This is a genomic window from Mycobacterium paraintracellulare (assembly GCF_000276825.1).
Classification (GTDB): Bacteria; Actinomycetota; Actinomycetes; order Mycobacteriales; family Mycobacteriaceae; genus Mycobacterium; species Mycobacterium intracellulare.
Genome location: NC_016948.1, coordinates 3,603,532 through 3,624,242, shown reverse-complemented (window position 1 = coordinate 3,624,242; position 20,711 = coordinate 3,603,532). Strand labels below are relative to the sequence as shown.

The 20,711-nt window shown below is 70.0% G+C and carries 16 protein-coding genes; 14 read left to right on the top strand and 2 right to left on the bottom strand.

What is annotated here, in order from left to right:
• Positions 1–61 precede the first annotated feature (61 nt).
• From OCQ_RS16340 to OCQ_RS16310, 7 genes are all read left to right on the top strand, one after another.
• On the top strand, positions 62–2,923 hold the full coding sequence (locus OCQ_RS16340; RefSeq protein ID WP_014385281.1) for an aminotransferase class I/II-fold pyridoxal phosphate-dependent enzyme: 2,862 nt from the start codon (positions 62–64) through the stop codon (positions 2,921–2,923).
• A 188-nt stretch (positions 2,924–3,111) separates the two neighbouring features.
• Positions 3,112–3,870 (top strand): GntR family transcriptional regulator, encoded by a 759-nt coding sequence (locus OCQ_RS16335; RefSeq protein WP_014385280.1) that lies wholly within the window; start codon positions 3,112–3,114, stop codon positions 3,868–3,870.
• On the top strand, positions 3,867–4,097 hold the full coding sequence (locus OCQ_RS16330) for a 4Fe-4S dicluster domain-containing protein (protein ID WP_008258228.1): 231 nt from the start codon (positions 3,867–3,869) through the stop codon (positions 4,095–4,097). Before OCQ_RS16335 ends, OCQ_RS16330 begins: the two co-directional genes overlap by 4 nt.
• A 26-nt stretch (positions 4,098–4,123) precedes the next feature.
• The gene (locus OCQ_RS16325; protein ID WP_014385279.1) at positions 4,124–5,512 is read left to right on the top strand and encodes an ABC transporter substrate-binding protein; all 1,389 of its coding nucleotides are present in this window, start codon (positions 4,124–4,126) and stop codon (positions 5,510–5,512) included.
• Entirely contained in the window at positions 5,509–6,366 is an 858-nt protein-coding gene (locus OCQ_RS16320; RefSeq protein ID WP_020822982.1) for an ABC transporter permease, read from the top strand. The genes OCQ_RS16325 and OCQ_RS16320 overlap by 4 nt, the downstream gene beginning before the upstream one ends.
• Positions 6,363–7,112: an ABC transporter ATP-binding protein gene (locus OCQ_RS16315; protein ID WP_008258209.1), complete on the top strand. Its 750-nt coding sequence runs from the start codon at positions 6,363–6,365 to the stop codon at positions 7,110–7,112. The genes OCQ_RS16320 and OCQ_RS16315 overlap by 4 nt, the downstream gene beginning before the upstream one ends.
• A complete protein-coding gene (locus OCQ_RS16310) occupies positions 7,109–9,823 on the top strand; it encodes a fumarate reductase/succinate dehydrogenase flavoprotein subunit (RefSeq protein WP_014385278.1) in 2,715 nt (904 codons plus the stop codon). Before OCQ_RS16315 ends, OCQ_RS16310 begins: the two co-directional genes overlap by 4 nt.
• On the opposite strand, the gene OCQ_RS16305 is transcribed toward OCQ_RS16310, so the two are convergent.
• Together OCQ_RS16305 and OCQ_RS16300 are read right to left on the bottom strand one after the other, a co-directional pair.
• Entirely contained in the window at positions 9,824–10,363 is a 540-nt protein-coding gene (locus OCQ_RS16305; protein WP_014385277.1) for a GNAT family N-acetyltransferase, read from the bottom strand.
• A 13-nt stretch (positions 10,364–10,376) separates the two neighbouring features.
• The gene (locus OCQ_RS16300; protein ID WP_014385276.1) at positions 10,377–11,591 is read right to left on the bottom strand and encodes a serine hydrolase domain-containing protein; all 1,215 of its coding nucleotides are present in this window, start codon (positions 11,589–11,591) and stop codon (positions 10,377–10,379) included.
• 433 nt (positions 11,592–12,024) lie between these two features.
• Between OCQ_RS16300 and pyrR the strand changes: the two genes are divergently transcribed.
• The 7 genes from pyrR to pyrF are packed head-to-tail and all read left to right on the top strand — an operon-like array spanning position 12,025 to position 20,673.
• The gene (gene pyrR / locus OCQ_RS16295) at positions 12,025–12,597 is read left to right on the top strand and encodes a bifunctional pyr operon transcriptional regulator/uracil phosphoribosyltransferase PyrR (RefSeq protein WP_041785092.1); all 573 of its coding nucleotides are present in this window, start codon (positions 12,025–12,027) and stop codon (positions 12,595–12,597) included.
• Entirely contained in the window at positions 12,594–13,553 is a 960-nt protein-coding gene (locus OCQ_RS16290; protein ID WP_014385274.1) for an aspartate carbamoyltransferase catalytic subunit, read from the top strand. Before pyrR ends, OCQ_RS16290 begins: the two co-directional genes overlap by 4 nt.
• Positions 13,550–14,842 carry a dihydroorotase gene (locus OCQ_RS16285; RefSeq protein ID WP_014385273.1) on the top strand — a complete coding sequence of 431 codons (1,293 nt, stop codon included), beginning with the start codon at positions 13,550–13,552 and terminating at the stop codon, positions 14,840–14,842. The genes OCQ_RS16290 and OCQ_RS16285 overlap by 4 nt, the downstream gene beginning before the upstream one ends.
• Positions 14,839–15,354, top strand: a complete 516-nt coding sequence (locus OCQ_RS16280; protein ID WP_014385272.1) for a PH-like domain-containing protein — start codon at positions 14,839–14,841, stop codon at positions 15,352–15,354. Before OCQ_RS16285 ends, OCQ_RS16280 begins: the two co-directional genes overlap by 4 nt.
• Complete coding sequence (gene carA / locus OCQ_RS16275) at positions 15,351–16,487, top strand: glutamine-hydrolyzing carbamoyl-phosphate synthase small subunit (protein ID WP_008258201.1); 1,137 nt, start codon at positions 15,351–15,353, stop codon at positions 16,485–16,487. The genes OCQ_RS16280 and carA overlap by 4 nt, the downstream gene beginning before the upstream one ends.
• Entirely contained in the window at positions 16,487–19,852 is a 3,366-nt protein-coding gene (gene carB, locus OCQ_RS16270) for a carbamoyl-phosphate synthase large subunit (protein ID WP_009951745.1), read from the top strand. Before carA ends, carB begins: the two co-directional genes overlap by 1 nt.
• Complete coding sequence (gene pyrF / locus OCQ_RS16265) at positions 19,849–20,673, top strand: orotidine-5'-phosphate decarboxylase (RefSeq protein ID WP_008258199.1); 825 nt, start codon at positions 19,849–19,851, stop codon at positions 20,671–20,673. Before carB ends, pyrF begins: the two co-directional genes overlap by 4 nt.
• The last annotated feature ends 38 nt before the right edge of the window (positions 20,674–20,711 follow it).

Genomic DNA, 20,711 nt, shown 5'->3' with positions numbered 1-20,711 from the left:
GGCGGGTTGACAATACGAGTTGGACTGCAGCGGCGGCGATCCGAGAAGAACAGGTGAGGTCATGATCCGATACAGCACCCAGCCGCGACGACTTCGAGTCTCCGCGCTGGCGGCGGTGGCCAACCCGTCCTACGCCCGGGTCGACACCTGGAACCTGCTCGACGACGCGTGCCGCCACCTCGCCGAGGTGGATCTGGCCGGCTTGGACAAAACCCACGACGTGGCCCGGGTGAAGCGTTTGATGGACCGGATCGCCGCCTACGAGCGCTACTGGCTGTACCCGGGCGCGGAAAACCTGGCGGTCTTCCGCGCGCACCTGGAGAGCCTGTCCACGGTGCGGCTCACCGAAGAGGTCTCCCTGGCCGTGCGGCTGCTGAGCGAATACGGCGACCGCGCAGGCCTTTTCGACACCTCGGCGCCGCTGGATGACCAGGAGCTGGTGGCGCAGGCCAAACAGCAGCACTTCTACACCGTGTTGCTCGCCGACGACGCCCCCAGCACGGCGCCGGACAGCCTGGCCGAATGCCTGCGGGCGCTGCGTTGCCCGTCCGACGATGTGCAGTTCGAGATCCTGGTCGTCCCCAGCGTCGAGGACGCGATCACCGCCGTCGCTTTGAACGGGGAGATCCAGGCCGCGATCATCCGCGACGACCTGCCGCTGCGCTCGCGTGACCGGCTGCCGCTGATGAACACGCTGCTCGGGCCCAACGAGGACGCGGACGGCGTCATCCCCGACCGCGCCAACGACTGGGTCGAGTGCGGCGAATGGATCAGGGAGCTGCGGCCCCACATCGACCTGTACCTGCTCACCGACGAGTCGATCGCGGCGGGCGACGACAGCGAGCCCGACGTCTACGACCGGACGTTCTACCGGCTCAACGACGTCACCGATCTGCACAGCACAGTGCTCGCCGGGCTGCGGAACCGTTATGCCACACCGTTTTTCGACGCGCTGCGGGCGTATGCGGCGGCGCCGGTCGGCCAGTTCCACGCGCTGCCCGTCGCGCGCGGCGCCAGCATCTTCAACTCCAGGTCTCTGCAGGACATGGGGGAGTTCTACGGCCGCAACATCTTCATGGCCGAAACCTCCACCACCTCCGGCGGTCTGGACTCGCTGCTCGACCCGCACGGCAACATCAAGAAGGCGATGGACAAGGCCGCGAAAACGTGGAACGCCGACCACACCTACTTCGTCACCAACGGGACGTCGACCGCCAACAAGATCGTCGTGCAGTCGCTGACCCGGCCCGGCGACATCGTGCTGATCGACCGCAACTGCCACAAGTCGCACCACTACGGGCTGGTGCTGGCCGGCGCCTACCCGCTCTACCTGGACGCCTATCCGTTGCCGCAGTTCGCGATCTACGGGGCGGTGTCGCTGCGCACCATCAAGCAGACGCTGCTGGACCTGGAGGCGGCGGGACAACTGGACCGCGTGCGGATGCTGCTGCTGACCAACTGCACGTTCGACGGCGTCGTCTACAACCCGCTGCAGGTCATGCAGGAGGTGCTGGCGATCAAGCCGGACATCTGCTTTCTGTGGGACGAGGCGTGGTACGCCTTCGCGACGGCGGTGCCGTGGGCGCGGCAGCGGACCGCGATGGTGGCCGCCGAACACCTCGAGCACATGCTGGCATCGCCGGAATACGTTGAGGAATACCGGAAATGGGCCGCGTCGATGGACGGGGTCGACCGGTCGGAGTGGATCGAGCGTGAGCTGATGCCCGATCCGGCGAGCGCGCGGGTCCGCGTCTACGCGACGCACTCCACGCACAAATCGCTGTCGGCGCTGCGGCAGGCGTCGATGATCCACGTCCGTGACCAGGATTTCAACGCACTCACCCGCGACGCGTTCGGGGAGGCGTTTTTGACCCACACGTCGACCTCACCGAACCAGCAGCTGCTCGCGTCGCTGGACCTGGCCCGCCGCCAGGTCGACATCGAGGGTTTCCAACTCGTCCGGCAGGTCTACGACATGGCGCTGGTCTTCCGGCACCGGGTCCGCAAGGACCGGCTGATCAGCAAGTGGTTCCGCATCCTCGACGAATCCGATTTGGTGCCCGAGGAATTCCGGGAGTCGTCGGTCAGTTCGTACCGCGAGGTCAGGCAGGGCGCGCTGGCCGAATGGAACGAGGCGTGGCGCTCCGACCAGTTCGTGCTGGACGCGACGCGCGTAACCCTGTTCGTCGGCGCGACCGGGATGAACGGTTACGACTTCCGCGAGAAGATCCTGATGGAGCGGTTCGGCATCCAGATCAACAAGACGTCGATCAACAGCGTGTTGTTGATCTTCACGATCGGCGTCACCTGGTCGAGCGTGCACTACCTGCTCGACGTGTTGCGGAGGGTGGCAATCGATTTCGACCGCACCGAAAAGGCGGCGAGCGTGGCGGACCGGGCGCTGCAGCAGCGCCACGTCGAGGAGATCACCGAGGACCTGCCGCACCTGCCCGACTTCAGCGAGTTCGACGTCGCGTTCCGGCCCGTCGACGAATGCAACTTCGGTGACATGCGGTCGGCGTTCTACGCCGGATACGAAGAGGCCGATCGCGAGCACGTGCTGATCGGCATGGCGGGCCGGCGGCTGGCCGAGGGCAAGACGCTGGTGTCGACGACGTTCGTGGTGCCCTACCCGCCGGGCTTCCCGGTGCTGGTGCCCGGCCAGGTGGTCTCCAAGGAGATCGTCTACTTCCTGGCCCAGCTCGACGTCAAGGAAATCCACGGCTACAACCCCGATTTGGGGCTGTCGGTCTTCACCGAGACGGCGCTGGCGCGCATGGAAGCGCAACGCAACGCCGCGGCGGCCGCGGTGGGCTCGGTGACCGCGGCGTTCGAGCTGCCCGCAGACGCCTCCGTCGCCTCCGGCATGAACGGGGCGCGCAACGGCGCGCCGGCGGTGCCGTCGGTCGCCGACAACACCTGACGCGCGCGTCGGGTTCTGCTCATCCAGATCGCAACACCGGCGGATCGCCGCAGGTGGCGCAATGGCGCGTCGGTCCGAGGTTTCCGCTGGTCGGGCGCGAACGGGACCCGGCGCAATGCGGCTGGGCGCCGTCGCCGACGCTGCCCGGCGGCCCGGAAAGGGCCCCTGAGCTGCGTTAGCGTGGCGGCGTGGCGCAACCAGTACCCGTCGGGGATGTTCAAGGCTCGCGGGCCAGCCGCGCCCGCCGGGTCGCCGACGTGTTGCGCCAGCAGATCCACGCCGACGCCTACCCGGACGGCCTGCCGGCCGAACTCGATCTGGCCGCCGAGTTCTCGGTCTCGCGCAACACCGTTCGCGAAGCGCTGACCGTCCTCAAGCACGAGGGGCTGATCGACCGCGGGCCCAGGGTCGGCACCCACGTCGCGCAGCGCAAGTACGACCACGGGCTCGACGCGCTGCTGGGCCTGAAGGAAACGTTCAAGGATCTCGGCGAGGTGCGCAACGAGGTGCGGGCGGCCATGCCGGTCACCGCGCCGCCGTCGGTGGCCCGCCGGTTGCGGCTGAAACCGGGGGAGCGGGCGGTGTTCGTCGAGCGGCTGCGCTACCTCGGGGACCTGCCGCTCAGCCTGGACCTCACCTACCTCGCCCCGGACATCGGCAGGCAGGTCCTGAACCATCCCCTGGAAACCGACGACCTGTTCGCGCTCATCGAGGAGGTCAGCGGGCAGCGGCTGGGCTCGGCGGCGCTGGCGCTCGAGGCCATCCCCGCCGACGCGCACTCGGCGGCCACGCTGCAGGTGCCCGACGGCGCGGCGCTGCTGATGCTGGAGCGCCTCACCAGCCTCGCCGACGGCACCCCCGTCGACCTCGAGTACATCCGGATGCGCGGCGACCGAATCACCATGCGCGGCAATCTTGTCCGAGCCGAAACGAGGAGCAACCCATGACGCTGATCAACAACACGCGCGCGGACGTGCCGGTGACGATCGACGAGTCGCTGTGCATCGACGGCTGCACGCTGTGCGTGGAGGTCTGCCCGCTCGACGCGCTGGCCATCAACCCCGACACCGGCAAGGCCTTCATGCATGTCGACGAATGCTGGTACTGCGGCCCCTGCGCGGCCCGCTGTCCGACCGGCGCCGTCACCGTCAACATGCCCTATCTCCTTCGCTGAAAAGCGTTTATCCCCAGGATTCTTCGATGAGACGACACGCCGTCTGGCCGGCGTCGGTGATGATCGCGATCGCCGCGTTCACCTCCGGGTGCTCGCTGGAATCCCTGTCGCAGTCATCCGGCGTGGTCAACGTGGTGGTGGGATACCAGTCCAAGACCATCAACACCGTCACCGCGGGCACGCTGCTGCGCGCACAGGGCTACCTCGAACACCGCCTTGCCGACATCACCACCCGCACCGGCACCAAATACGCGGTGCGGTGGCAGGATTACGACACCGGCGCCCCGATCACCGCGCAGATGCTCGCCGAGAAGATCGACATCGGCTCGATGGGCGACTATCCGATGCTGATCAACGGCTCCAAGACGCAGGCCAACCCGCTGGCCCGCACCGAGATCGTCTCCATCACCGGCTACAACCCCAAGGGCGCCCTCAACATGGTGGTGGTGACCCCGGATTCGCGCGCCAAGGGCCTGGCCGACCTCGCCGGCACCAAGGTCTCCGCCAGCGTCGGGTCGGCCGGCCACGGCACCCTGGTGCGCGCGCTGGGCAGGGCCGGCGTCACCGGCGTCGAGGTGCTCAACCAGCAACCGCAGGTCGGGGCATCGGCGCTGGAATCCGGTCAGGTACAGGCGCTTTCGCAATTCGTCGCCTGGCCGGGGCTGCTGGTCTATCAGGGCAAGGCCAAGCTGCTCTACGACGGGGCCGAGCTGAACCTGCCCACCCTGCACGGTGTGGTGGTGCGCCGCTCCTACGCGTCGGCGCACCCGGAGGTGCTGGGCGCCTTCCTGCAGGCGCAGTTGGACGCCACCGATTTCCTCAACGACAAGCCGCTGCAGGCCGCCCGCATCGTGGCCAAGGAAAGCGGGCTGCCCCAGGAGGTCGTCTACCTCTACAACGGTCCCGGGGGCACGTCGTTCGACACCACGCTGAAGCCCTCGCTGGTCGAGGCGCTGAAAAGCGATGTGCCGTACCTGAAGTCGATCGGTGACTTCGCCGATCTCGATGTGGCGAAGTTCGTCGTGGACGAACCGCTGCGCGCGGTGTTCACCGCCCGCGGCCTCGACTATGCGGCGTCGCGGGCGCGCACCGCCAACCCGTCGGCGCTGCGCGGCGACCCCGCGCTGGCCAGCGAGCTGTGGCTGGACGGGGCCGACGCCACGCAGACGGTCGCGACCCCGACCGCGCTGCTGCAGGCCGTGCGGGACGCGGTCAGCCACGGAGCCAAGGTCCGCGCCGCCTACGTTCCCGACGCCGAGCTCGGCACCCGCTGGTTCGCCGACAAGGCGTTCTGGGTCAAAGACGGGCAGAACTACCTGCCGTTCGGCACCCCGGCCGGGGCGAACCGGTACCTCGCCGGTCACCCGCGCGGTGTCGCCATGGATTACCAAGAGGCACTGGGAGGTTCGGTATGACTGCCCACGTGGTGGCCGATCAAGTCCTCGGCGTCGTCTCGACGCCCGCGGTGGCGCGGCCGCGGCGGATCGCGGCACGGTGGCAGTCTCGGCTGCTGCGGCTGGCGTCGGTGGCCGCCGCGATCGGGGTGTGGCAATTGCTCACCGCGGACAAGGTGCGGCTGTTGCTGCGATTCGACACGCTGCCCACCGTCACCGAGATCGTCAACGCGCTGCACCGCCGGCTCGGCACCGGCGAGTACTGGCTCGACCTGGCGCAGTCGCTGATCCGCATCCTGACCGGGTTCGGGCTGGCCGCCGTCGTCGGCGTCGCGACCGGTGTGCTGCTGGGCCGCTCGCGGTTGTTCGCCGACGTGTTCGGGCCGCTGGTGGAGCTGGCCCGGCCCATCCCGGCGATCGCCATGGTGCCGGTGGCCATCCTGCTGTTCCCGACCGACGAGGCCGGCATCGTGTTCATCACGTTCCTGGCGGCCTACTTCCCGATCATGGTCTCCACCCGGCACGCGGTGCGCGCGCTGCCCACCCTGTGGGAGGACTCGGTGCGCACGCTCGGCGGCGGCCGCTGGCAGGTGCTCACCCAGGTGGTGCTGCCCGGCATCCTGCCGGGTGTGTTCGGCGGGTTGTCCGTCGGCATGGGCGTGGCCTGGATCTGCGTGATCTCCGCCGAGATGATCTCCGGGCGCCTGGGCGTCGGCTACCGCACCTGGCAGGACTACACCGTGCTGGCCTACCCGCGGGTGTTCGTCGGCATCATCACCATCGGGGTGCTGGGATTCGTGACGTCGGCGGCCGTCGAGTTGGTGGGCCGCCGCGTGACCCGCTGGCTGCCGCGCGCCCAGGAGGGCGCACGATGACCGCGACCAAGACCGGGATGGGCCTCGAGCTGGACCGGGTTCGCTTGTCCTACAACGGTCCTGCGGTGATCGACGACCTGAGCCTGGTGGTGCGGCCGGGCGAGATCCTGGTGCTGACCGGGCCGTCGGGCTGCGGCAAGTCGACCGTGCTGCGCGCCCTGGCCGGCCTGCTCTTACCCGACGGCGGCCGCGTGCTGGCCGACGGCGACCCCGTCGAAACCACCTCGGGCGACCGGGGAATGGTGTTCCAGGACAACGCATTACTGCCCTGGCGCACCGTGCGGTCCAACATCGAATTGGCGCTGCGCCTGCGCGGCGCACCCCGGGCCGGCCGGCGCGCCGCCGCCGAACGCTGGATCGACGAACTCGGGCTCACCGGATTCGGCAACTATTTGCCCAAGAGCCTGTCCGGCGGGATGCGCCAGCGCGTCCAGCTCGCGCGGGGCCTGGCCGGGGCGCCCCGGGCGGTCATGATGGACGAGCCGTTCGGCGCGCTGGACACCCAGACGCGCGCCGCCATGCAGCGGCTGCTGATCGACACCTGGCGCACCCACCCGACCACGATCGTGTTCGTCACCCACGACGTCGACGAGGCGCTGGCGCTGGGGGACCGCATCGTGGTGCTGGGCCGCGCCGGTGAGCCGGTGCGTGCCTCGATCGAGGTGCCGGAGCCGCGCAGCGACCGGCCACAGCAGGAGTTGCGCGCGCAGATCATCGCCGCGCTGAACCACGCGGAGGTTCCATGATGCAGATTCCCGACCCGGCGGCACCGGTCCGGCTCGACTGTGACGTCCTGGTCATCGGCGGCGGCACCGCCGGCACCATGGCGGCACTGTCCGCCGCCGAGAACGGCGCGCAGGTGCTGTTGCTGGAGAAGGCCCACGTGCGGCACTCGGGCGCCCTGGCGATGGGCATGGACGGCGTCAACAACGCGGTGATCCCCGGCAAGGCCGAACCCGAGGACTACGTCGCCGAGATCACCCGCGCCAACGACGGAATCGTCAACCAGCGCACCATCTATCAGACCGCCACCCGCGGGTTCGCGATGGTGCAGCGTCTCGAGCGCTATGGGGTGAAGTTCGAGAAGAACGAGCACGGTGAATACGCCGTGCGCCGGGTGCACCGCTCGGGCTCGTACGTGCTGCCGATGCCCGAGGGCAAGGACGTGAAAAAGGCGCTGTACCGGGTGCTGCGGCAACGGTCGATGCGCGAGAAGATCCGGATCGAGAACCGGCTGATGCCGGTGCGGGTGCTGGTGGATGGCGGCCGCGCGGTGGGCGCCGCGGCGCTGAACACGCGCAGCGGCGAGTTCGTCACCGTCGGCGCCAAGGCGGTCATCCTGGCGACCGGGGCGTGCGGCCGGCTCGGGCTGCCCGCCTCGGGCTACCTGTACGGCACGTACGAGAACCCGACCAACGCTGGCGACGGCTACTCGATGGCCTACCACGCGGGCGCCGAGCTGTCGGGCATCGAATGCTTCCAGGTCAACCCGCTGATCAAGGACTACAACGGGCCGGCGTGCGCGTACGTGGCCAATCCCTTTGGCGGATACCAGGTCAACGCGCACGGCGAGCGGTTCGTGGACTCCGACTACTGGTCGGGGCAGATGATGGCCGAGGTCAAAAGCGAGATCGACTCCGCGCGCGGGCCCATCTATCTCAAGGTGACGCATCTGTCCGACGAGACGCTGACGGCGCTGGAAAACATCCTGCACACCACCGAACGGCCCACCCGGGGCACATTCCACGCCAACCGGGGCCACGACTACCGCACCCACGACATCGAGATGCATATCTCCGAGATCGGTTTGTGCAGTGGGCATTCCGCGTCCGGCGTGTGGGTCGACGAGCAGGCCCGCACCACGGTGCCCGGCCTGTACGCCGCCGGGGACATGGCCTGCGTCCCGCACAACTACATGATCGGGGCGTTCGTGTTCGGCGACCTCGCCGGCACGCACGCCGCGTCCACCCTGGCCGACGTCGCCGCGCCGCAACGGCTTCCGCAGGACCAGGTGCGCGAGGCGCACGAGCTGATCTACCGGCCGCTGCGCCACCCCGACGGGCCGCCGCAGCCGCAGGTCGAATACAAGCTGCGCCGCTTCGTCAACGACTATGTCGCCCCGCCCAAGACGGCGGCCAAACTGTCGCTCGCGATCCGCACCTTCGAGCGGATGAGCGAGGAGATCGCCGAGATGGGCGCCCGCAACCCGCACGAGCTGATGCGCGCGGTGGAGGTGTCGTTCATCCGGGACTGCGCCGAGATGGCCGCCCGATCCTCGCACACCCGCACCGAATCGCGGTGGGGCCTCTATCACGACCGCGCCGATCTGCCCGGCCGCGACGACGCCCAGTGGGGCTACCACCTCAACCTTCGCAAGGACGCCGGCGGGGAGATGGTGTTCCTCAAGCGGCCGGTGGCGCCGTACTTCGTGCCGGTCCCGGAGCTGGACGGCCTGCCGCCCACCGACCGGACCGTGTACCCGGTGGAGGAGCCGCCGCTGATCGGCGGCCAGGCGCCCGCTACGGCGGTGTCCCGAATCGCCCCGGCGACAACGGCTTTCGAGCCGCCCTCGCCCCGCATCGCCGAGGTGCTGGCGCTCGAGGAGCCGACGGTCGCCGACCTGGCGCGCTACCTGGCCGACTCCGATCCCGGCGTGCGCCGCACCGCGGTGGCCACGCTGACCGAGCACATCCCCGACGGGTACGCGCCCGCGCTGTTGGCGGCGCTGGGCGACGACGACGCCGCCGTGCGTCGCACCGGCGCCGACGGGATCCGCGAACTGGTCGAGGTGCTGCCCGAGCCCGAAAAGGCCCGGGAATACCTGGATTCGGCCGACCGCGTGGTGCGGGCGGCGGCGCTGTACGTGCTGGCGGCACGCCGCGCCGGTGACAGCGCCCACTACCGCCGCGCCCTCGCCGATGCCGATCATCGGGTGCGCATCGAGGCGGTGCGCGCGCTGGTGTCCGTCGACGACGTGCAGGGCGTCGTCGACGCCGCCGACGACGAGAACCGGGAGGTCCGGATCGCCGCGGCCGCCGGTCTGGCGACGCTAGCGGCGGTGGCAGCCCCAGCTAGCCGGGCGGTGCGCGGGCTGGTCGCCGACACCGACCCGTTGGTCCGTGCCGCCGGCCTCGCCGCGCTGGGTGAGATCGGTTGCGGCCAAGACGATTACGCCGCCGTCAAGCAGGCGCTACGGGCCCCGGCCTGGCAGGTGCGCGAAGGCGCGGCGCGCGCGCTCGCCGGCGCGGCGGCGGATTTCGCGGTTCCCCAGCTGTCCGAAGCGCTCAGCGACGCGCACCTGGACGTGCGCAAGGCGGCTGTCCTCAGCCTGACGCGCTGGGCGGCCGAACCCGCCGCCCGCGACGCGCTCGGGATCGCGCTCAAGGACAGCGACGCCGACGTGCGGGCCTACGCCCGCCGGGCGCTGGAGCACGACGGCTCGCTGCAGAACGGCTAGTCAGCGCAGGATCTTGGCGTAGAGCAGGCTGTCCTGCGGCTCGGGTCCCATCGTGGGGTAGACGGCGTGCCGGGCCAGCCGGCCCTCCAGGAAGAAGCCGGCGTGCTCGAGCAGACGCGCCGAGCGTTCGTTGTCGACGCTGCAGGTGGCCCAGACCCGATACACGTCGCGATCGGCGTCGAGCGCGGTGAGCAGCATGCCGAGCACCTCCGACATCAGGCCCTTGCCCCACCACCGCCGGCCCAGGCAGTAGCCGATCTCGACCGAGTGCGCCGCCGTGCGCCGGCAGCTGGCCAGCCCGACGACCTCGCCGCGGTGCCGCAGTTCGATCACCCAGGTCTTCTCGTCGGCGGCCGCGTTGAGCTTTTCGGTGATCACCCGCCGCGTCGCCGCGACGTCGGGATGCGGTGCCCACAGCAGATACTTGGTGACCTGCGGATCGCGCGCGACCCGCTGGTACAGCGGTCCGGCGTCGTCGAGCGTGGGCAGGCGCAGGGTCAGCCGCGGCCCGTTGATGCGGTCGGGTGGGTATTCGGGCATGGCGATGCGCCCTTTAGAGGCCGAGCGCGCGGTAGGTGTTGCGGACGAATCTCGGTTGGGCCGTGCGGAGTTTGGCCAGCGACGTGTTGCCCGCGACGGCCGTGGCCGCGTCGACGGTCAGGTCCGGCAGATTCTGGATGAGGTAGATCAGGATCAGATCCGCGGTGGGATCGGCCTGCCACCAGGTTCCGTAGGCGCCGGGCCAGCTGAACGTGCCGACGCCGCCGGGTCCGAACAGCGGTGTGCTTTTTGCCGGATCGGTCACCACCGACAGGTTCAGCCCGAAGCCGCGGCCGACCCAATACGGCGCGCCCAGGAAGTTGTGCCGCTTCTGCTCGTCGGTCAGCCGGTCGGTGCGCATCAGCCGCACGGACTCCTCCGAGAGCACCCGCACCCCGTCGATCGTTCCGCCGCCGAGCAGCATTCGCACGAAGCGCAGGTAATCGTCGGCGCTCGACCACAACCCGCCGCCGGCATTGCAGAACGACGGCGGCGTGAGGTGCGGCGGGCCCATCACCCCGTGCTGCAGCTGGTGCTCGTTGGTGAGCCGGTACATGGTCGCCGCGCGCCGCCGCGCCTCGGCGGTGACGAAGAACCCGGTGTCGGTCATGCCCGCCGGCCCCAGGATCCGTTCGTCGAGAACCTGATGGAACGGCTTGCCGTCGATGCGGGAAGCGATGACGCCCAGCAGGTCGATGGAGTGGCTGTAGGTGACCCGCTCGCCGGGTTGGTGCACCAGCGGCAGCTTGGCCAGTTCGGCCAGCCACGCGTCCGGGCCTTGGTTGAACGGCAGCCGCATGTAGGCCTTGGCGATCGGGCCGGACACCGAGAATCCGTACGCCAGGCCGCTGGTATGGGTGAGTAGGTCCTCGATGAGGATGGCGCGGTTCACCGGGTGGGTGCGGTCCAACGGGCCATGCGAATCGTCGAGCACCCGCACGCCGGCCAGCTCCGGCGCCCAGCGCACGACCGGATCCTTGAGCGTCAGCTTGCCCTCGTCGACCAGGCTCATGATCGTCGCGACCGTCACCGGCTTGGTCATCGACGCGATGCGAAACAGCGTGTCCCGCTGCATCGGCAGGCCCGCGTCCACGTCGCGGTAGCCGATCTCGTTGACCTGCAGCAGTTCTCCGCGCTGCCATACCACCGTCACCGCGCCGGCGAGCAGGCCGGCGTCGCACACCTCGCGGACGGAGGCCGCGTTGCCGTCAAGGGTCGAGCGATTCACCCGGTCAGGTTAGCGGGCCGGCGCCGCCGCGCGACCGGCGCCGCCGCGCACGGACGCGGCGCAACGCGCGCGAACGCGGCGCAACGCGCGCCGACGGACCGTCCGATTCTCCTCCCACGCGACACTGGGCGAAGCGATGGGTGTTTTGCCCGCCTCCGAGCGACAACGGGCCGGGACGCGGGCCGTGGCGGGTGCCGCCCGTAGCGGTGCCGCCCGTGGCGGGTGCCGCTCGGCAACTTGTCGCTGGGAGGTGGGCACACATCGTGTGCCTCCCCGGAGAGACTCGTGGGACGCGTGTGACGAGCGCGACCGGGGAGCGATGCGCGCCACACGCGGCCGGCGCCGCCGCCCCCGAAATAAGTGCTACGCTGCCGTGCAGTCGACATCCTTTAACGATCCGTCCGGTGAGGCGGAGAAGGAGGTCAAGTTTCGTATGGGTGCTGCGGGCGACACGCGCTCAGGCAGTGATTCCCGGGAATTGATGTCGGCGGCCGACGTGGGCCGCACCATTTCCCGTATCGCACACCAGATCATCGAAAAGACAGCCCTCGACGGCCCCGACGCTCCGCGGGTCGTGCTGCTGGGCATCCCCACTCGCGGCGTGATCCTGGCCGAACGCCTGGCCGGCAACATCGGCGAATACAGCGGCGTCGAGGTCGGCCACGGCGCGCTGGACATCACCCTGTACCGCGACGACCTGATGCAAAAACCACCCCGGCCGCTGGAAGCCACCTCGATCCCGGCCGGCGGCATCGACGACGCCTTGGTGATCCTGGTCGACGACGTGCTCTACTCCGGCCGCTCGGTGCGCTCCGCCCTGGACGCGCTGCGCGACGTCGGCCGCCCCCGGGTGGTGCAGCTGGCGGTGCTGGTCGACCGGGGCCACCGCGAACTGCCGCTGCGCGCCGACTATGTGGGCAAGAACGTCCCCACCTCACGCACCGAGAGCGTGCACGTGTTGTTCCGCGAGAGCGACGGTGACGACGGGGTGGTGATCTCGCGATGACCCGACACCTGCTTGCCGCCGGGGACCTGAGCCTCGACGACGCCACCGCCATCCTCGACGACGCCGACCGCTTCGCCCAGGCGCTGGTCGGCCGCGAGATCAAGAAGCTGCCGACGCTGCGCGGCCGCACCATCGTGACGATGTTCTACGAGAACTCGACCCGCACCCGGGTGTCCTTCGAGGTGGCCGGCAAGTGGATGAGCGCCGACGTGATCAACGTCAGCGCCGCCGGATCGTCGGTGAGCAAGGGCGAGTCGCTGCGCGACACCGCGCTGACGCTGCGGGCCGCCGGGGCCGATGCGCTGATCATCCGGCACCCGGCGTCGGGGGCCGCGCACCTGCTTGCCGAATGGACATGCGCCGGCGGCGATTCCGGCCCCTCGGTGATCAACGCCGGCGACGGCACCCATGAGCACCCGACGCAGGCGCTGCTGGACGCGCTCACCATCCGCCAGCGGCTCGGCGGCATCGAGGGCCGGCGGGTCGTGATCGTCGGCGACGTCCTGCACAGCCGGGTCGCCCGCTCCAACGTCATGCTGCTGCACACCCTGGGCGCCGAAGTGGTGCTGGTGGCACCGCCGACGCTGCTGCCGGTCGGCGTCGACGGCTGGCCGGTGACGGTGTCGAACGACTTCGACGCCGAGCTGCCCGCCGCCGACGCGGTGCTGATGCTGCGCGTGCAGGCCGAGCGGATGAACGGCGGCTTCTTCCCGTCGGTGCGCGAATACTCGTCCCTGTACGGGCTTTCCGATCGCCGCCAGGCGATGCTGCCCGGGCACGCCGTGGTGCTGCACCCCGGGCCGATGCTGCGCGGCATGGAGATCGCGTCATCGGTGGCCGATTCGTCGCAATCGGCCGTGCTGCAACAGGTTTCCAATGGTGTGCACGTGCGGATGGCGGTGCTGTTCCACGTGCTGGTGGGTGCCGAGTCGGCTGGAAGCGAAGGGGCCGCATGAGCGTGTTGCTGCGCGGGGTTCGGCTGTACGGCGAAGGCGACCGCGTCGACGTCCTGGCCGAGGACGGTCAGATCGCCGAGATCGGCCCGGGCCTGAAGATCCCCGACAGCGCCGACGTCATCGACGCGACGGGCCAGGTGCTGCTGCCGGGGTTCGTCGACCTGCACACCCACCTGCGTGAGCCGGGCCGCGAATACGCCGAAGACATCGAAACCGGTTCGGCCGCCGCGGCTTTGGGCGGCTACACCGCGGTGTTCGCGATGGCCAACACCAACCCGGTCGCCGACAGCCCGGTGGTCACCGACCACGTCTGGCATCGGGGCCAGGAGGTCGGCCTGGTGGACGTGCACCCGGTGGGCGCGGTCACCGTCGGGCTGGCCGGCAAGGAGCTCACCGAGATGGGCATGATGGCCGCCGGGGCCGCGCAGGTGCGGATGTTCTCCGACGACGGCATCTGCGTGCACGATCCGCTGGTGATGCGCCGCGCCCTCGAGTACGCCACCGGGCTGGGCGTGCTCGTCGCCCAGCATGCCGAGGAGCCTCGGCTGACCGTCGGCGCCGTCGCCCACGAGGGACCCACCGCCGCCCGGCTGGGCCTGTCCGGATGGCCACGGGCCGCCGAGGAATCCATCGTCGCCCGCGACGCGCTGCTGGCGCGCGACGCCGGCGCCCGGGTGCACATCTGCCACGCCTCCACCGCCGGCACCGTCGAGATCGTGAAATGGGCTAAGGATCAAGGGATTTCGATCACCGCCGAGGTCACCCCGCACCACTTGATGCTCGACGACAGCCGGCTGTCCAGCTACGACGGGCGTAACCGCGTCAACCCGCCGCTGCGCGAGGCGGCCGACGCGGTTGCGCTGCGCCAGGCGCTGGCCGACGGCGTCATCGACTGCGTGGCCACCGATCACGCCCCGCACGCCGAGCACGAGAAGTGCGTGGAGTTCTCCGCGGCGCGGCCCGGCATGCTGGGACTGCAGACGGCGCTGTCGATCGTCGTGCAGACGATGGTCATCCCGGGGCTGCTGACCTGGCGTGGCCTCGCCCGGGTGATGAGCGAGAACCCCGCGCGCATCGTGGGCCTGCCCGATCACGGCCGGCCGCTGGAAGTGGGGGAGCCGGCCAACCTGACCGTGGTGGACCCCGACGCCTCCTGGACCGTCGCCGGGCCCGACCTGGCCAGCCGGTCGGCCAACACGCCCTACGAAGCGATGACCCTGCCCGCCACCGTGACCGCGACCCTGCTGCGCGGCAAGGTCACCTGCCGAGACGGGAAGTGCCCGGCATGAATTCGGGCACGCTGGCGGGGTCGCTGATCTTCGCGGCCGTGCTGGTGGTGGTGATCACGGTGGTGATCCAGCTGATGATGCGCAGCTGGCAGCGCCGCGCGCAGCGGCAGGCGGAGCTGATCGGCGACCTGCCGCAGATCCCGGACCAGGTCGGTGCGGCGAGCATCACCACCCGCGGCCACTATTGCGGGTCCATGATGGCGCCGGGCTGGAACGAGCGGATCGCGGCGGGCGATCTCGGTTACCGCAGCAAAGCGGTGCTGACCCGCTACGCCGGGGGCATAATGGTGGAACGCCTGCGGGCCCACCCGATTTGGATTCCACAGGACTCGATCACGGCCATCCGCATGGAGCGCGGAATGGCGGTCAGGCCGGCCCGGATCGGCATTCTGGCGATCCGCTGGCGGCTGCCGTCGGGCGTCGAGATCGACACCGGTTTCCGGGCGGATCACCGCCACGACTACGACCCGTGGCTGGAGGAACGGGATGGCCAGGAGAATGAGGTCGCGTGAGCAGTAAGGCCCTATTGGTACTCGAAGACGGCCGCGTCTTCACCGGCACCCCGTTCGGCAAGATCGGCCAAACACTGGGCGAGGCCGTGTTTTCCACCGGCATGTCCGGTTACCAGGAGACGCTGACCGATCCCAGTTACCACCGCCAGATCGTGGTGGCCACCGCGCCGCAGATCGGCAACACCGGCTGGAACGACGAGGACGCCGAGAGCCGCGGCGACAAGATCTGGGTCGCCGGCTACGCGGTGCGCGATCCCTCGCCGCGCCCGTCCAACTGGCGGGCCACCGGCACCCTGGAGGACGAACTGATCCGCCAGCACGTCGTCGGGATCGCCGGCATCGACACCCGGGCGGTGGTGCGGCACCTGCGCACCCGCGGCTCGATGAAGGCGGGCGTGTTCTCCGGGGACGCGCTCGCCGACCCCGACGAGCTGTTGCAGCGGGTGCGGGGCCAGCAGTCCATGCTGGGCGCCGACCTGGCCGGCGAGGTCAGCACGCCGGACACCTACATCGTGGAACCCGAAGGGGAGCCCCGGTTTACGGTGGCCGCGCTGGACCTGGGCATCAAGACCAACACGCCGCGCAACTTCGCCCGCCGCGGCATCCGCACCCACGTGCTGGCGTCCTCGGCGACCTACCGGCAGATCGCCGACATCAATCCGGACGGCGTGTTCCTGTCCAACGGCCCGGGCGACCCGGCCACCGCCGACCACATCGTGGCGGTGACCCGCGAGGTGCTGGGCGCCGGAATCCCGCTGTTCGGCATCTGTTTCGGCAACCAGATCCTGGGCCGCGCGCTGGGCCTGTCCACCTACAAGATGGTGTTCGGTCACCGCGGCATCAACATCCCGGTGATCGACCACGCCACCGGGCGGGTGGCGGTGACCGCACAGAATCACGGCTTCGCACTCGAGGGGGAGGCCGGACAGTCCTTCGACACGCCGTTCGGCCAGGCGATCGTCAGCCACACGTGCGCCAACGACGGGGTGGTCGAGGGTGTCAAACTCGCCGACGGACGGGCCTTTTCGGTTCAATACCATCCCGAGGCCGCCGCCGGGCCGCACGACGCGAATTATCTGTTCGACCAATTCATCGAGTTGATGGCGGCCCCAAACCGCGGAAAGGGGCGGTAGTGCCGCGTCGCGCCGATTTGCGTCACGTCCTGGTGATCGGCTCCGGGCCGATCGTCATCGGTCAGGCCTGCGAGTTCGACTACTCGGGCACCCAGGCCTGCCGGGTGCTGCGGGCCGAGGGCTTGGAGGTCAGCCTGGTCAACTCCAACCCGGCGACCATCATGACCGACCCGGAGTACGCCGACCACACCTACGTCGAGCCGATCACCGCCGCATTCGTCGAGAAGGTGATCGCCCAGCAGGCCGAGCGCGGCAACAAGATCGACGCCCTGCTGGCCACCCTGGGCGGGCAGACCGCGCTCAACACCGCGGTCGCGCTCTACGAGAACGGCGCGCTGGAGCGCCACGGCGTCGAGCTCATCGGGGCCGACTTCGACGCCATCCAGCGCGGCGAGGACCGGCAGATGTTCAAGGACATCGTCGCCAAGGTGGGCGGTGAATCCGCCCGCAGCCGAGTGTGTTTCACCATGGAAGAGGTCCGCGAGACGGTCGAGGAGCTGGGCCTGCCGGTGGTGGTGCGGCCCAGCTTCACCATGGGCGGTCTGGGTTCGGGGATGGCGCGATCCGTCGAGGAGGTCGACCGGATGGCCGGCGCCGGGCTGGCCGAAAGCCCCAGCGCCAACGTGCTCATCGAGGAATCGATCTACGGCTGGAAAGAATTCGAGCTCGAGTTGATGCGCGACGGCAACGACAACGTCGTCGTGGTGTGCTCGATCGAGAACTTCGACCCGATGGGCGTGCACACCGGTGATTCGGTCACCGTCGCGCCGGCCATGACGCTGACCGACCGCGAATACCAGCGGATGCGGGACCTGGGCATCGCGATCCTGCGCGAGGTGGGCGTGGACACCGGGGGCTGCAACATCCAGTTCGCGATCAACCCGGCCGACGGCCGGCTGATCGTCATCGAGATGAACCCCCGGGTGTCGCGGTCAAGCGCCTTGGCGTCCAAGGCCACCGGCTTCCCGATCGCCAAGATCGCCGCCAAGCTGGCCATCGGCTACACCCTCGACGAGATCGTCAACGACATCACCAAGGAGACCCCGGCCTGCTTCGAGCCCACCCTGGACTACGTGGTGGTCAAGGCCCCGCGGTTCGCCTTCGAGAAGTTCCCGGGCGCCGACCCCACCCTGACCACCACGATGAAATCCGTCGGCGAGGCAATGTCGTTGGGCCGCAACTTCATTGAGGCGCTGGGCAAGGTGATGCGCTCGCTGGAGACCAGCCGCACGGGCTTTTGGACCAAGCCGGACCCCGACGGCGACGTCGAGGAGGTGCTGACCCGGCTGCGCACCCCGACCGAGGGCCGCCTCTACGACATCGAACTCGCGCTGCGCCTGGGCGCTTCGGTGGAACGCGTCGCCGAGGCCAGCGGCGTCGACCCGTGGTTCGTCGCGCAGATCGGCGAGCTGATCACGCTGCGCGCCGAACTGATCGCCGCCCCGGTCCTCGACGCCGACCTGCTGCGGCGCGGCAAGCACAACGGGCTTTCGGACCGCCAGATCGCCGCGCTGCGACCGGAATTGGCCGGCGAGAACGGGGTGCGCTCGCTACGCGAGCGCCTCGGCGTGCACCCGGTGTACAAGACCGTCGACACCTGCGCGGCCGAGTTCGAGGCCAAGACGCCGTATCACTACAGCAGCTACGAGCTCGACCCCGCCGCCGAGACCGAGGTGGCCCCGCAGACCCAGAAACCCAAGGTGCTGATCCTGGGTTCGGGCCCCAACCGGATCGGGCAGGGCATCGAATTCGACTACAGTTGCGTGCACGCGGCAACGACGTTGAGCCAGGCCGGTTTCGAGACCGTGATGGTCAACTGCAACCCCGAGACCGTGTCGACCGACTACGACACCGCCGACCGGCTGTACTTCGAACCGCTCACCTTCGAGGACGTCCTGGAGGTGTTTCGCGCCGAGCAACAATCGGCCGGGGACGGGCCGGGGGTGGTCGGGGTGATCGTGCAACTCGGCGGTCAAACCCCGCTGGGGCTGGCGCAACGCCTCGCCGACGCCGGCGTGCCGATCGTCGGCACCCCGCCGGAAGCCATCGACCTGGCCGAGGACCGCGGCGCGTTCGGCGACGTGCTCACCGCGGCCGGCCTGCCGGCCCCGAAGTACGGCACCGCAACCACTTTCGACCAGGCCCGCCGGATCGCCGAAGACATCGGATACCCGGTGCTGGTGCGCCCGTCCTACGTGCTGGGCGGTCGCGGCATGGAGATCGTCTACGACGAGGAGACGCTGCGGGGCTACATCACCCGCGCGACCGAGCTCTCGCCCGAACACCCGGTGCTGGTCGACCGCTTCCTCGAAGACGCCGTGGAGATCGACGTCGACGCGCTCTGCGACGGCACCGAGGTGTACATCGGCGGCATCATGGAGCACATCGAGGAGGCCGGCATCCACTCCGGCGACTCGGCCTGCGCGCTGCCGCCGGTCACGCTGGGCCGCAGCGACATCGAGAAGGTGCGCCGCGCGACCGAGTCCATCGCGCACGGCATCGGTGTGGTGGGGCTGCTGAACGTGCAATACGCGCTCAAGGACGACGTGCTCTACGTCCTCGAGGCCAACCCGCGGGCCAGCCGTACGGTGCCGTTCGTGTCCAAGGCCACCGCGATCCCGCTCGCCAAGGCGTGCGCCCGGGTCATGTTGGGCGCCAGCATCTCCCAGCTTCGCGAGGAGGGGCTGCTGGCGGCTTCCGGGGACGGGGCACACGCGGCGCTGGACGCCCCGATCGCCGTCAAGGAGGCGGTGTTGCCCTTCCACCGCTTCCGCCGCATCGACGGCGCCGCCATCGATTCGCTGCTCGGCCCGGAGATGAAGTCCACCGGCGAGGTGATGGGAATCGACCGCGACTTCGGCAGCGCGTTCGCCAAGAGCCAGACCGCCGCCTACGGGTCGCTGCCGGCGCGGGGCACGATCTTCGTGTCGGTCGCCAACCGCGACAAGCGCTCGCTGGTGTTTCCCGTCAAGCGCCTGGCCGACCTGGGATTCCGCGTCCTCGCCACCGAGGGCACCGCGGAGATGTTGCGCCGCAACGGGATTCCGTGCGACGAGGTGCGCAAGCACTTCGAGGACCCGCAGCCGGGGCGGCCCGCGCAGTCGGCGGTGGACGTGATCAAGGCCGGTGAGGTCGACATGGTGATCAACACCCCCTACGGCAATTCCGGTCCGCGCATCGACGGCTACGAAATCCGTTCGGCCGCGGTGTCGGTCAACATCCCCTGCGTCACCACGGTGCAGGGCGCGTCGGCCGCGGTGCAGGGCATCGAAGCGGGCATCCGCGGCGACATCGGGGTGCGCAGCCTGCAGGAGCTGCACAGCCAGATCGGCCAGGGCGGCCTGCCCGGAAACGGGGCCCGGTGACCGGCTTCGGGGTCCGGCTGAGCGACGCGAAGGCCGAACGCGGACCGCTGTGCGTGGGCATCGACCCGCACCCCGAGCTGCTGCGGGCCTGGGGGCTGCCCACCACCGCCGACGGGCTGGCCGCGTTCTGCGACATCTGCATCGAGGCGTTCTCCGGCTTCGCCGTCGTCAAGCCGCAGGTGGCGTTCTTCGAGGCGTACGGCGCGGCCGGATTCGCGGTGCTGGAACGCACCATCGCGGCCCTGCGGTCGGCCGGCGTGCTGGTGCTGGCCGACGCCAAGCGCGGCGACATCGGAACGACGATGGCCGCCTATGCCGCCGCCTGGGCGGGGGATTCGCCGCTGGCCGCCGACGCGGTGACGGCCACGCCGTACCTGGGGTTCGGGTCGTTGCGGCCGCTGCTGGAAGCCGCCGCCGCGCACGACCGGGGGGTGTTCGTGCTCGCCGCGACCTCCAACCCGGAGGGCGCGACCGTGCAGCGGGCCGCCTTCGACGGCCGCACGGTGGCCCAGCTGGTCGTCGACCAGGCGGCCGTGGTGAATCGGTCCGCGACCCCGTCCGGGCCCGGATACGTCGGCGTCGTCGTGGGCGCGACGGTGCTGCAGGCGCCCGATCTCAGCGCCCTGGGTGGGCCCGTGCTGGTGCCGGGCCTCGGGGTGCAGGGCGGGCGCCCCGAGGCGCTCGCCGGGCTGGGCGGCGCCGAGCCGGGGCAGCTGCTGCCCGCGGTCGCGCGCGAGGTGCTGCGGGCCGGGCCGGGGGTGGCGGAGCTGCGCGGGGCGGCCGAACGGATGCTGGACGCTGTCGCCTACCTGGCGGTGTGAGCTAGTCCGATGGCGGCGACCCGCTGCGCCCGGCTACG